Below are 11,857 nucleotides of genomic sequence, written 5' to 3'. Positions count from 1 at the left end.
CACGCGGTCTTTTAACAACACTTTACTGACGAGAATCCCGGCGGCGTCCGCCCGCACCCGAATGCAAGGATGGAGGCCGTGACCGACCCGGACTTCCCACCCCTGTCATCCGATGCCCTCGGCATCGCCGTCCGCGAGGTCGTCGAGTTCGTCGACGCGAACGGTTGGGGTCAGCCTGCCACCCTTTTCGCGCTCGTACCGACCGCCGTGGTGGCCCAGACCCAACCCGATCTCGCCGACGCCCTCGAGGGCACCGAGCTGACCCTGATCGAACAGGATCCGCTCCCGGTGTCCGTCGACAGCGGGCTCACCGAGCTCGAGTACGTCCTGGGCACCACCAGCTGGCCGTCCTCGGTGGCCGGGTGCGCCCTGGTGCAGGAGATCATCGTGCTGCCGCCCGAGGCCGAGACCGACCTCGACGAGGCGCTCGTCCCGCTGCTGGCCGATCCCGATGCCGCCGACTCCGCCGCCCGGCAGGCCGCCGAGGAGCATCCCGAGTCGACCACCGGCCGACTGGTGGCCGCGGTGCTGCGCGACGGTCAGTCGCTGAGCCTCCTGCAGTTGCAGCCGCCGGCCGGATCCGACGACGACGGACCGATCGAACTGCTCGCCCATCCCGAACTGGCACCCAACCTGCTGGCCGCGCTGGCCACGACCCTGGTCAACGACCCCGACGACTTCTGAGCCGTCGAACGGCGCGGTAGGGCTCAGCATCTCGGTGCGTCCCGGCCGGATCGGACCGCCGACAACGCCGACACGGCGTCGTTCAGGGTGCCGACCTTGAGCAGCGTCAGGCCGTCGGGGACATCCGAACGCGCCTCGGCGCAGTTGCCCTCGGGGACCAGGAACTCGGTGGCGCCGGCCTCGCGGGCCGCACGCGTCTTGTGGGTGATCCCGCCGATCTCGCCGACCTCGCCGTCGTCGGTGATGGTGCCGGTGCCCGCGATGAACCGACCGCCGGTCAGGTTCTGATCGCCGAGCTTGTCGATGATCCCGAGCGTCAGCATCAGACCGGCCGACGGTCCGCCGATGTCGCCGACGTTGAAGCCGATCTTCAGCGACGGGTCGGCGTTGACCTCGGCGGGCGTGACACCCAGATAGCCCTTGTCCTTCGCGTCGGGCCGGGCCCCGAGGGTGACCGTGCGTGTCGCGACCGCCGCGCCCTGCGGAACGCCGAGGACGACCCGGGTCCCCGGGCGTAGGCCGGAGACCGCGGAACGCAGCTGATCGGCCGTGGACACCGCGGCGCCGTTGACGGTGACGACGCGGTCGCCGTCGCGCAGCACGCCCGCGGCCGGGCCCTTCGGGTCCACCGTGACCTCGAGGGCGACCGGGCGTTTGAGATACTTCAACGCCGCGACGGTGGCGGAGTCCTCGGAGCCGGAGAACTGCGCGACGTCGTCCTTGCGGACCTCGTCGGTGCTCTTGTCCGGCGGGTAGACCTGTTCACGCGGCTGCAGGGCATCGCGACCCGACAGCCACATCCCCATCGCCTGGAACAGGGTCAGTCCGTCCGTCACCGACACCGTCGTCAGGTTCAGGTGGCCGTCGGTCGGGCGCACCGGCGCACCGCTGATCATGACGACCTGTTTGTCCTCGATCGTCCCGAGGGTGTTCACCGTCGGCCCCGGCCCGAGGCTCACGTACGGCACACGCACGAAGGCGCCGACCATCACCAACACGATGAGCAACGCCAGGGTGACCCCCAGGGTCACCATCCGCCGATTCGCGGGAACAACTCTCACGCGCACCACAGTAGAGGTCCGCGTCGCCCCGGTTCCCTCCGCTGACAGCGAAACCTCCTTCCCGCTCGCGTCGCAGGCCGCACCGGACGCATCCGCGCCGGTACCGTGGACGCCATGAATGACCTGCCCTTCGGTTTCAGTTCGGCCAGCGGTGACGACGACTCCTCACGGAAGCCCGATCGCGGTTCCGGCGACGGCTCCTCGGGCTCCGGTGCCGGCGGGTCCGACCCGTTCGGTCTGGGTGGTCAGAACCCGTTCGGCGGTGGCGGTGGGTTCGACCCCAACGCCCTCGGTCAGATGCTGTCGCAGCTGGGCTCGATGATCAGCGGGATGGGATCCGGCGCCGGCTCGGGTGGCGGTGGCGGTCCGGTCAACTACGACGTGGCCACCAACCTCGCCCGGCAGCAGATCGGCAACTTCGCGGTCCTCGACCCCAAGCAGATCGCGGCGGTCACCGACGCGGTGCATCTCGCCGAGCTGTGGCTCGACGGTGTGACGACGCTGCCCGCCGGGGTGTCGCGCTCGACCGCGTGGACTCCGGTGCAGTGGCTCGAGGAGACGCTGCCAACGTGGAAGCGGCTGTGCGACCCGGTCGCGGCGCAGATCGCGGGAACCTGGGCGACAGGGCTACCCGAGGAGGCGCAACAGTTCGCCGGTCCGATGATGGGCATGCTCTCGCAGATGGGCGGGATGGCGTTCGGCACGCAGCTCGGTCAGGGTCTCGGCCAGCTCGGCAAGGAGGTCCTCAGCTCGACCGACATCGGGCTGCCGTTGGCACCCGAGGGCACCGCGGTCCTGCTGCCCGAGGCGATCGCGGCGTTCGCCGACGGTCTGGAGCAGCCGGCCCAGGAGATCATCGTCTTCCTCGCCGCGCGCGAGGCGGCCCACGTCCGCCTCTTCACCCACGTGCCGTGGCTGCGTCAGCGGCTGCTCGCGACGGTCGAGGAGTACGCGCGCGGCATCACCATGGACTTCTCCGGGATCCAGGAGGCGGCCGCCAACCTCGACCCCACCGAGCTGCTGTCGAACCCGTCGAAGATCGAGGAGCTCATGGCCTCGGGCACGTCGTTCGAGCCGACCACCACCCCCGAGCAGAAGGCCGCCCTCGCGCGTCTGGAGACGATGCTCGCCCTCATCGAGGGGTGGGTCGAACACGTTGTCGCCAAGGCACTCTCGGACCGGATCCCCAGTGCGGGTGCGTTGGCCGAGACAATGCGGCGCAGGCGCGCCACCGGCGGCCCGGCCGAGCAGACCTTCGCGACCCTGGTGGGGCTCGAACTGCGGCCGCGCAAGCTCCGGGAGGCCGCGGACCTGTGGGAGAAGCTCCTCGCGAGCAGCGACGTCAGCACCCGCGACGGCGTCTGGGCCCACCCGGACCTGATGCCCGATTCCGACGACGTCGACAACCCGTCCGCCTTCATCGACCGGGTGATCGGCGGCGACGTCAGCTCGTTCGACGACCCCATCGCGGAGCTGGAGAAGACGATGGCCGCCGAGGCCGCCGAGAAGAAGGCGTCGCTGGAGAAGGACCCGCCCGCCGACGACACCGACGGCGACGGTCCGGCCGATCCCGACGAGGACGCCGACAAGGCCTGAGTCGGACTTTCTTCCTTGCGTCGGCAACGGCGCAGGTCAGGACGGTCCCCAGGCTGTGCACAACGGCCTCCGCGTCCCCTGACGCCGGGCGCCGTGGTGCGATCGTGTCCGGCATGGCCAGAACCGATCTCGCACCCATGCTCCGATCCGGGCTCGCGATCGCCCACCGCGGCAACGGCCGCATCCAGATCGGGTGCGACCCCGACCGCGGCATGGTCGTCGATCTACCGCCGACGATCCGATCCGAGGATTTCGTCGCCTTCCTGCGCTTTCTCGCCTCGCCCCGTCGCGACTCCGAGATCGCCGCCGAGGCCGCGCGGATCGGGTTGTCCGACAACGACGTGTCGGTGCTGGTGCACCGACTCCGGCAGGCCGACGCCCTGTGTCTCCGGGAACCCGATCGCGGCCTGCGGGTCCGTGTACACGGCCGTGGCCCCCTCGCGGCCCGGATGACGACGCTGCTGCGCGACGCCGGGATGGCCGTGGCCGAGTCCACCCAGCGCCCCCGTGTCGCGCAGGTCGAGGGCGGCGCTCCGCTGCCCGGGTGGACGTCGGATCTGGTGGTGCTCACCGACTTCCTCGCCCACGATCCGGCGATCCTGGCCGGGCTGATGATGCGCCGGATCCCGCACCTGCCGGTGCGCCTGCGGGACGGGACCGGACTGGTCGGGCCGCTGGTCCTACCGGGTCTGAGCAGTTGTCTGCGCTGCGTCGACCACCACCGCGCCGACCGCGATCCGGGGTGGCCGCTGGTGGCCGGACAGATCATCGGGCAGACCGGGCACGCGAGCACCGCGACCATGACCGCCACGTCGGCACTGGCGATGGAACAGGTCGAGCAGATCGCGTCGGGTCTACGCGCGCTCACCGACGGCACCGCCCGCACGTCTCCCCAGACCGTCGATCACACGCTCGAATACCTCCCCCAGCCTGCCCGGCTGCGAGTTCGGCGGTGGACGCCACACCCGCTCTGCAGTTGTCTCTTTCGTCGGTGAACTATCGTGGAGTCGACCGGAAGGGATTGGCCTATGGCGGATATCACGGAGGGACGCGGGCGACGCAACGCGAAGCTCGCGGCGCTCCCCTTGGGCATGGCGGGTCGGGCGGCAGCCGGGTTCGGAAAGCGTCTCGCGGGTGGGGACAAGGACGAGATCAACCAGGAATTCATGGAGAAGGCCGCCGAACAGTTGTTCGCGGTTCTCGGTGAGCTCAAGGGCGGCGCCATGAAGGTGGGCCAGGCCCTGTCGGTGATGGAGGCCGCGGTCCCCGACGAGTTCGGCGAGCCGTTCCGCGAGGCCCTGACCAAGTTGCAGGCCGAGGCGCCACCGATGCCCGCCAAACGGGTCCACCAGGTCCTCGACTCCCAGCTCGGCACCAAGTGGCGCGAACGGTTCCGGGAGTTCTCCGAGACCCCCGCCGCGTCGGCGAGCATCGGGCAGGTGCACCGCGGAGTCTGGTCGGACGGCCGCGAGGTCGCCATCAAGGTCCAGTATCCGGGCGCCGACCACGCATTGCGCGCCGACCTGAAGACGCTCTCGCGCATGTCGAGTCTGATGCAGCGCATGTCGCCGGGTACCGACGTCCGTGCCCTGATGGACGAGCTCATCGCCCGTACCGAGGACGAGCTGAACTACCTCGGCGAGGCCGACAACCAGCGCGCCTTCGCCGCCGAGTTCGACGGCGACCCCGAGTTCCTGGTCCCGAAGATCGTGGCGAGCGCACCCAAGGTGGTCGTCAGCGAGTGGATCACCGGGACGCCGCTGTCGCAGATCATCGCCTCGGGGACCCAGGCCCAGCGCAACGACGCCGCCACCAAGCTGGCGACGTTCGAGGTGTCCTCGCCGTCGCGCGTGGGTCTCCTGCACGGCGATCCCCACCCCGGCAACTTCCAGATACTCGACGACGGCCGGCTCGCGATCTTCGACTTCGGCGCGGTCGGGCACTATCCGGACGGGCTCCCGCCCGCCACCGGCCCGATCCTGCGCCTGGCGCGCAACCACGACTACCCCGCGCTGATCGAGAAGATGATCGAGGCCAAGTTCATCCTGGAGCGCAATCGCGAACGGGTCAGCGCCGAAGACATCGAGTCGTACCTGCGCACCTACGTCGATCCGCTGACCGCGGACTCGTTCCACTTCACCCGCAAATGGCTTCAGCGCGCGGTCGGCAAGGCGACCGACCTCAAGGGCGACGTCTACCGGACCTCACGCCACCTCAACGTCCCGCCGGAGTACGTCATGGTGTTCCGGGTGCTCGGCGGATGCGTCGGCATCGCCGCGCAGCTCGACGCCGAGGCCCCGTACAGCAAGATCATGGAGCGCTGGGTTCCCGGCCTGGCCGACTGACCGCACAGACAGCCCGAAACGACGAAACCGCCGCCTGAGCGACTGGCTCAGACGGCGGTTTCTCGCCTGTCGGGCACTCCGGTCGGAGTGCCGTCTCATCGGGTTCATGCTGCGACCGGGTGCTTACGCGGCCGCCCCCTCGGGCGCTTGCGGGCGATGACGGTCCCCTGATCGAGGATCTCGCCACCCCACACGCCCCATGGCTCGGCGCGCTCGAGCGCGGCGGCCAGGCACTCGCGCCGCAGCGGGCACTGTGTGCACAACGCCTTGGCCTGCTCGAGTTCGGTCGGGTTCTCGGCGAACCAGAGGTCGGGGTCGGCCACCCGGCAGGGCAGCGTGCTCACCTGGTCCGCCGAGGTACAGGAGTCCTCGGCGGAGAGGGCGGACAGGTCGTCGGTGGTGATCGATACGGTCAACGGTGTGGCCGGCGCGGTCATGTCGGTTCCTCCACATTGGGTGCGAAATGGTCGGGTGGTCTGTACAAACCCGGACATCGCTTGTGTGGATCGCATGAATACACAAGAGAGGCCACGGGTTTCGCGTGTGCGATTCACCGTGGCCTCGAAAGCTCGTGCGCTGGAACTCAGCTCAGCTGTCGATGTCGTACGGGAACCGCATTGCGGTTGGCTCGTGCCGGGGCGGACGCGGGAGTGGCGGCTGCGAAGTACAGCTGGGCTGTCGCTTCGAACGTGGGTGCCACGGGCTCAGCAAAGCCGAATCCCCAGGAATGGACCCCGCGTGTACGCGCAGCAGCTGCCGAGGGCATGCCTGCCGAGATGACGATTGCGTTGTTCACTGGTCCACTCCTCTCTGTTCCGATATGACACGAGTCGTCCTCGCGCAAGCGAGGTGTTCCCGTACTGACATCAAGGAGCTTACGAGATCGTTCGCAGATCGCACAACCTATTTATGACCTGCGGTTTCGATCTTTCCCCGACAACTCTCAACCCCCGGTGGAGGCGACCAACCCGAGCAACATCTCGCCGTACTGGTCGAGCTTCTTCGCGCCGATGCCCGGGATCGCCACGAGTGCGGCGACGTCGTCGGGCCGCTGTTCGGCGATCGCGATGAGGGTGTTGTCGGAGAACACCACGAACGCAGGCACTTTCTGCTCCTTGGCCTGCTCGCTGCGCCACTCCTTGAGGGCGACGAAAAGATCCTCGTCGAGGTTGCTGGGGCAGCTCTCACACCGTCCGAGCAGCGACGCCGTCTTTCCCAGCAACTGCTTTCCGCACACGCGGCACTGTGGTCGCTTGCGGATCTTCTTCGGCTCGGCGATCCGGGATGCCGGCGAGTCGTCGGGTACCAGATCGATCAGGAACCGGGACCGGCGCCGACCGCGTCGGCCACCCTCGGCCCGCGCCAACGCCCAGGACAGGTGCAGGTGTTCGCGCGCGCGGGTGATGCCGACGTAGAAGAGCCGTCGCTCTTCCTCGACGTCCTCGTCGGACCCGTTGATGGCCTGGTTGATCGGCAGCGATCCGTCGACGACACCGACGAGGAACACCGCATCCCACTCGAGGCCCTTGGCCGCGTGCAGCGAGGAGAGCGTCACGCCCTGCACCGTGGGTGGGTGTCGGGCCTGCGAGCGGGCCGCGAGCTCAGCCGACAGCTCCCCCAGGCCGATATCCGGGCTGTCGAGAAGCAGGTCCTCCGAGAGCGCGACCAGCGCACGCAGCGACTCCCAGCGTTGGCGGGCCTGCGTACCGGCCGGCTCCTCGTCGGTCAGACCGATCGGTCCCAGGATCGCCGTGAGCAGCGTCGGCAGGTCGGCATCCTCCGGGAGGTCGGTGCGGGCTGCGGCCTGCGCGATCGAGCGCATGGCCTGTCGGATCTCGGCGCGCTGGAAGAACGCCTCACCGCCACGCACCTGATACGGGATGCCCGCCGCGGTCAGGGCGTCCTCGTGGGCCTGGGCCTGCGCGTTCACCCGGTAGAGGATCGCGATCTCCGCCGGCGGGACGCCCTGTGCGATCAGCCGTTTGATGCGAGCGGTGACCGCGGTGGCCTCGGCGGGCTCGTCGTCGTACTCGGCGAAGACCGGTTCGGGACCGGGTGGCCGCTGGCCGATGAGCTTGAGCCGGGTACCGGCCACCCGACCGCGGGCGGCGCCGATCGCACGGTTTGCGAGGCCGACGACCTCCGGGGTGGAGCGGTAATCGCGCTCGAGGCGCACCATCGCCGCATCGGGGAAGCGCCGGGAGAAATCGAGCAGGTAGCGCGGGCTCGCGCCGGTGAAGGTGTAGATCGTCTGGTTCGCGTCGCCGACCACGGTCAGGTCGTCGCGGTTGCCCAGCCAGGCGTCGAGCAGGCTCTGCTGAGCCGGTGTGACGTCCTGGTACTCGTCGACGACGAAGCAGCGATAGCGGTCGCGGAACTCCTCGGCGAGCTGCGGGTGACCGGCGAGGATCCCGGTCGTCATCAACAGGAGGTCGTCGAAGTCGAGGAGCTGGTCGCCGTCGGCGGAGATCTTGGCCGCCTCGTAGGCGCCGTAGACCGCCGCGACCTTCTCGGCCGGGAACGGGGTCTCGCGGCGCCGTCTGGTGACCTCCTCGACGTAGTCGTCGACGCCGATCAGCGAGGCCTTGGCCCACTCGATCTCCGACGACAGGTCGCGAAGGGTCTCGGTGGAGGTGTCGAGGCCGGAACGACGCGCCGCGCGGGAGACCACCGGGAACTTGTTGTCGAGCAGTTCCCACCGACTGGAGCCGATCGCCTGCGGCCAGAAGTAGCGGAGTTGGCGCATGGCCGAGGCGTGGAAGGTCATCGCCTGCACGGTGTTGCCCGACCCGGCCAGCCCCAGCGACCGGAGGCGGCCACGCATCTCACCTGCGGCGCGTGCGGTGAACGTGACCGCGAGGACCTGGCTGCCGCGGACGTGTTCCTCGTTGACCAGGTGCGCGATGCGGCGCGTGATGGTGCGGGTCTTGCCGGTACCCGCCCCCGCCAGGACACAGACCGGTCCGCGGGGTGCGAGGACCGCGGCCTGTTGATCGGGGTCCAGGCCCTCCAGGAGGTGCATCCCTCCAGTATCCCGAAGAGGTGCGACAGTCATGGTTCGGGGAACAATTCGGGATCGCGGGGACGTTGGCCCCACCATGAGCACCGACACCGCCCTCACCATGTACACCACCTCCTGGTGCGGCTTCTGCGCACGTCTGAAGACCGGCCTGCGCAGCGAGGGGATCGAATGGACCGAGATCGACATCGAGCGTGAGCCGTCGGCGGCCGAGTTCGTCGGCAGCGTCAACAACGGCAACCATGTGGTCCCCACCGTCGTCTACGCCGACGGCAGCACCGCCACCAACCCGTCGGTGCGCGACGTCAAGGCCAAGCTCGGCGTCTGACCCGCCAGTTGGGCAGATAAGCCCGTCAGTTGGGCACGTGAGTACGCCAGTTGGGCACGTAAGCCCGTTAGTTGGGCACGTACACCCGCCAGTTGGGCAGATGGTGCCCAATGAACGATCGTAGGTGCCCAACTGGCGTAGTTGCGTGCCCAACTGACGGAGCTAGTCCTTGTCGTGCGCCCAGGCCGTGACGAGCTGTCGTGCGATCGAGATCGAGCCCGGCAGGCGTAGGCGCGGGGCATCGGGACCGTCGTCGGTCTGCGGCGACCCGTCGCCCCGCAACCATTCGTCGCCGCTGCTCAGTGCGGCCAGCACCTCGTCGCGCGGGAACCAGATCGCCTCGGTGATCTCACCGTCGATGAAGTCCAGCGGCTGGTCACGGTCGGCGCGGGCCTCGAAGCCCAACATCAGCGAACGCGGGAACGGCCACGGCTGGCTGCCGAGGTAGCGGGGTTCGAACACGTCGAGCCCGGTCTCCTCGTGCAGTTCGCGGATCACGCACTGCTCCAACGACTCCCCCGGCTCCACGAATCCGGCGAAGGTGGAGAACCAGCGGTCCGGCCATCCGGACTGCCGGCCGAGCAGGACGTGGTCCGCCCCGTCGTGCACCACGGTGATGATGGCCGCGTCCGTGCGCGGGAACTCCTCGACGCCGGTCTGGGTGTTGCGACGAACCCAGCCCGCTCGGGCCGGCTCGGTCGGATGTCCGTCGACCGGTGAGTAGCCCGCCGCCGCATGCCAGTTGAGGACGCCGAGCGCCGTGCTCACCAATCCCGCCTCGTCGCCGGTGAGCCGGCCCGCGCTGCTCCGGGCATCCGCACTGCGCCCGGCGATCGCTCCCACGCGGACCGCCCACAGGTGGACGCCGTCGGAGATCCCCAGGAACACCGCGTGCGACGGGATCGTCTCGGCGACATCGGTTGCCGCGATCCAGTTGAGGCCGTTCTCGCCGATGCCGTAACGGCCCCCGCCGTCGATCTCGAGCACACGCGCCTGCGGCCAGTGGGACGCGAGCAGGGCGCCGTCGTGGCGGATCTCGTCGGCCCGATCGATGGTCGACCGGGACAGCAGAGGAGGTTCGATGAACTCAAAAGTGGCCACCTGGCGAGCTTAGTGATCGTTGGCGGGTGCTCGGGCGGCGGACCAACTGGGATCGTCCGCTGACGGCGTCTGTGTGGTCATATCGCCCACGGAGAGGCTCTACTCGGACGATCTCAGTGCCCTCGGCTCAGGCCAGGCCCTTGCGCACGTAGAGCAGGCGGTCGCCGTCCTCGATCGCGTCGACCGCGCTGGCGTCCACACGGTGCAGCGTGCCCCCGCGGACCACGCCCAACACGATGTCGGTGAGGTGCTGTGGCGACGCACCGAGCTCGTCGCGTTCGACATCGCGCTCGGCGATGGCAAATCCCTCGTCCGGTGTGAGCAGGTCCTCGATGATCTCGACGACCGCCGGGGTGGAGGTGGCCAGACCCAGGAGGCGTCCGGCGGTCTCCGACGACACGATGACGGAGTCCGCGCCGGACTGCCGGATGAGGTGGGTGTTCTCCGCCTCGCGGATGGACGCGACGATCTTCGCGTTCGGCGCGAGTTCGCGTGCGGTCAGCGTCGCGAGGACCGCGGTGTCGTCGCGGTTGGTCGCGACGACGATCGCCGACGCGTGCTGAGTCCCCGCGAGCCGGAGGACGTCGGAGCGGGTGGCGTCGCCGCGCACCGTCACCAAGCCCTTGGCGGCGGCGTTCTCCAGGACGGTCGGATTCGAGTCGACCACCACGATCTCCGACGGCTTGGTCCCGTCCTCGACCATCGCAGCCACCGCGGTCTTGCCCTTGGTGCCGTATCCGACGACGACGGTGTGGTTGCGCACCTTGCTCCTCCAACGCTGGATCTTGAGTGCCTGCCGGGACCGTTCGGTGAGCACCTCGAGGGTGGTACCGACCAACACGATCAGGAACATGACGCGCAGCGGCGTGATGACCAGGACGTTGATCAGCCTCGCCTCCGGCGCAAACGGGGTGATGTCGCCGTAGCCGGTCGTCGACAGCGACACCGTCGCGTAGTACAGACAGTCCAGGAACGACAGCTCGTTGTCCTGGACATCGCGGTAACCGTCACGATCGAGATAGACGATGAACACCGCGGCGAACAGCGCACCGAGTGCGATGAGCACCCGCTTGCTGATCGCACGCCCCGGGCTCGACTGCATCTCGGGGATGCGGACGACACCGACCAGCGCGTGGTCGGGCATGGAGGTGAGTTCGTCAGGACGGAGTCGTCGACGCAATGGTCCGGGCATCGAGGGGACTGTATCCCGCTGCGAGCGTGGGCGACGAACATCGGCCAGGAGACGAGTTCACCCGCACGCCGGTACAGCCGCGCTCGGTGGTTCATAGTGATCACCATGGCGACAATCCTGGAGAAGAATCCCCTCACCCGGCGGGTGCGGGCCGCCCGTGACGACGCGTCCCGCGAGGCGACCGTGATGGGCGCCGGCCTGATCACCATGGGCGTGCTGCACTTCGTGGTCCCCGGTCCGTTCGACGCGCAGATCCCCCGCGAGATCCCGGGCGAGCCCCGCACCCTCACCTACGCCTCCGGCGTCGCCGAGGCGGCCATCGGCGCCGGCCTGCTGATCCCACGCACACGCAAGCCCGCCGCGGCCGCGGCCATCGCGCTGTTCGTCGCGGTGTACCCCGCCAACCTCAACATGGTCCGGATCTACTGGGACAAGCCGTTGATCCGCGCCGGGGCGATCGCACGTCTGCCCTTTCAGGTCCCGATGATCACCACCGCGGTGAAGATCTGGCGCGCAACCCCCTGAGAGGCC

Annotated in this window: 11 protein-coding genes; 6 read left to right on the top strand and 5 right to left on the bottom strand. The window is 69.0% G+C overall.

Annotation, left to right across the window (positions count from 1 at the left end):
• Positions 1-69: 69 nt before the first annotated feature.
• On the top strand, positions 70-684 hold the full coding sequence (locus tag IEV93_RS10910) for a PPA1309 family protein (RefSeq protein ID WP_188489551.1): 615 nt from the start codon (positions 70-72) through the stop codon (positions 682-684).
• A gap of 23 nt (positions 685-707) precedes the next feature.
• Here the strand turns inward: IEV93_RS10910 and IEV93_RS10905 are convergent, their stop codons facing one another.
• The gene (locus IEV93_RS10905; protein ID WP_188490527.1) at positions 708-1,718 is read right to left on the bottom strand and encodes a YlbL family protein; all 1,011 of its coding nucleotides are present in this window, start codon (positions 1,716-1,718) and stop codon (positions 708-710) included.
• Positions 1,719-1,859: 141 nt separating this feature from the next.
• Between IEV93_RS10905 and IEV93_RS10900 the strand changes: the two genes are divergently transcribed.
• The 3 genes from IEV93_RS10900 to IEV93_RS10890 all read left to right on the top strand — a co-directional run bounded on the left by IEV93_RS10900 (position 1,860) and on the right by IEV93_RS10890 (position 5,686).
• Positions 1,860-3,341 (top strand): zinc-dependent metalloprotease, encoded by a 1,482-nt coding sequence (locus tag IEV93_RS10900; RefSeq protein ID WP_188489549.1) that lies wholly within the window; start codon positions 1,860-1,862, stop codon positions 3,339-3,341.
• 113 nt (positions 3,342-3,454) lie between these two features.
• On the top strand, positions 3,455-4,336 hold the full coding sequence (locus tag IEV93_RS10895; protein WP_188489546.1) for a hypothetical protein: 882 nt from the start codon (positions 3,455-3,457) through the stop codon (positions 4,334-4,336).
• A 33-nt stretch (positions 4,337-4,369) separates the two neighbouring features.
• Positions 4,370-5,686 (top strand): ABC1 kinase family protein, encoded by a 1,317-nt coding sequence (locus IEV93_RS10890; protein WP_188489545.1) that lies wholly within the window; start codon positions 4,370-4,372, stop codon positions 5,684-5,686.
• 104 nt (positions 5,687-5,790) lie between these two features.
• Here IEV93_RS10890 and IEV93_RS10885 read toward each other — a convergent pair whose 3' ends face one another.
• Both IEV93_RS10885 and IEV93_RS10880 read right to left on the bottom strand, forming a co-directional pair.
• Positions 5,791-6,123 (bottom strand): WhiB family transcriptional regulator, encoded by a 333-nt coding sequence (locus IEV93_RS10885; RefSeq protein ID WP_188489543.1) that lies wholly within the window; start codon positions 6,121-6,123, stop codon positions 5,791-5,793.
• Positions 6,124-6,629: 506 nt separating this feature from the next.
• Complete coding sequence (locus IEV93_RS10880; protein WP_188489541.1) at positions 6,630-8,708, bottom strand: ATP-dependent DNA helicase UvrD2; 2,079 nt, start codon at positions 8,706-8,708, stop codon at positions 6,630-6,632.
• A gap of 76 nt (positions 8,709-8,784) precedes the next feature.
• On the opposite strand from IEV93_RS10880, the gene IEV93_RS10875 reads away from it, so the two are divergent.
• Positions 8,785-9,033 (top strand): mycoredoxin, encoded by a 249-nt coding sequence (locus IEV93_RS10875; RefSeq protein ID WP_188489539.1) that lies wholly within the window; start codon positions 8,785-8,787, stop codon positions 9,031-9,033.
• A 162-nt stretch (positions 9,034-9,195) separates the two neighbouring features.
• On the opposite strand, the gene nudC is transcribed toward IEV93_RS10875, so the two are convergent.
• Together nudC and IEV93_RS10865 are read right to left on the bottom strand one after the other, a co-directional pair.
• Positions 9,196-10,134, bottom strand: coding sequence for an NAD(+) diphosphatase (nudC, locus tag IEV93_RS10870; RefSeq protein WP_188489537.1), 939 nt, complete (start codon positions 10,132-10,134; stop codon positions 9,196-9,198).
• 127 nt (positions 10,135-10,261) lie between these two features.
• On the bottom strand, positions 10,262-11,326 hold the full coding sequence (locus IEV93_RS10865; RefSeq protein WP_188489535.1) for a potassium channel family protein: 1,065 nt from the start codon (positions 11,324-11,326) through the stop codon (positions 10,262-10,264).
• Between the two features lie 186 nt (positions 11,327-11,512).
• On the opposite strand from IEV93_RS10865, the gene IEV93_RS10860 reads away from it, so the two are divergent.
• The gene (locus IEV93_RS10860; protein ID WP_188490526.1) at positions 11,513-11,851 is read left to right on the top strand and encodes a DoxX family protein; all 339 of its coding nucleotides are present in this window, start codon (positions 11,513-11,515) and stop codon (positions 11,849-11,851) included.
• Positions 11,852-11,857 lie beyond the last annotated feature (6 nt).

Origin of the sequence: Williamsia phyllosphaerae (assembly GCF_014635305.1) — a bacterium.
GTDB lineage: Bacteria > Actinomycetota > Actinomycetes > Mycobacteriales > Mycobacteriaceae > Williamsia_A > Williamsia_A phyllosphaerae.
This window is presented reverse-complemented; position numbering and strand designations above follow the sequence as displayed.

Excerpts from the sequence above, each read along its gene's own strand:
- IEV93_RS10880 (WP_188489541.1), bottom strand. The coding sequence starts at position 8,708 with ATGCACCTCCTGGAGGGCCTGGACCCCGATCAACAGGCCGCGGTCCTC.
- IEV93_RS10890 (WP_188489545.1), top strand. The coding sequence starts at position 4,370 with ATGGCGGATATCACGGAGGGACGCGGGCGACGCAACGCGAAGCTCGCG.
- IEV93_RS10895 (WP_188489546.1), top strand. The coding sequence starts at position 3,455 with ATGGCCAGAACCGATCTCGCACCCATGCTCCGATCCGGGCTCGCGATC.
- IEV93_RS10900 (WP_188489549.1), top strand. The coding sequence starts at position 1,860 with ATGAATGACCTGCCCTTCGGTTTCAGTTCGGCCAGCGGTGACGACGAC.
- IEV93_RS10875 (WP_188489539.1), top strand. The coding sequence starts at position 8,785 with ATGAGCACCGACACCGCCCTCACCATGTACACCACCTCCTGGTGCGGC.
- IEV93_RS10910 (WP_188489551.1), top strand. The coding sequence starts at position 70 with ATGGAGGCCGTGACCGACCCGGACTTCCCACCCCTGTCATCCGATGCC.
- IEV93_RS10885 (WP_188489543.1), bottom strand. The coding sequence starts at position 6,123 with ATGACCGCGCCGGCCACACCGTTGACCGTATCGATCACCACCGACGAC.
- IEV93_RS10865 (WP_188489535.1), bottom strand. The coding sequence starts at position 11,326 with ATGCCCGGACCATTGCGTCGACGACTCCGTCCTGACGAACTCACCTCC.
- IEV93_RS10905 (WP_188490527.1), bottom strand. The coding sequence starts at position 1,718 with ATGGTGACCCTGGGGGTCACCCTGGCGTTGCTCATCGTGTTGGTGATG.
- IEV93_RS10860 (WP_188490526.1), top strand. The coding sequence starts at position 11,513 with ATGGGCGCCGGCCTGATCACCATGGGCGTGCTGCACTTCGTGGTCCCC.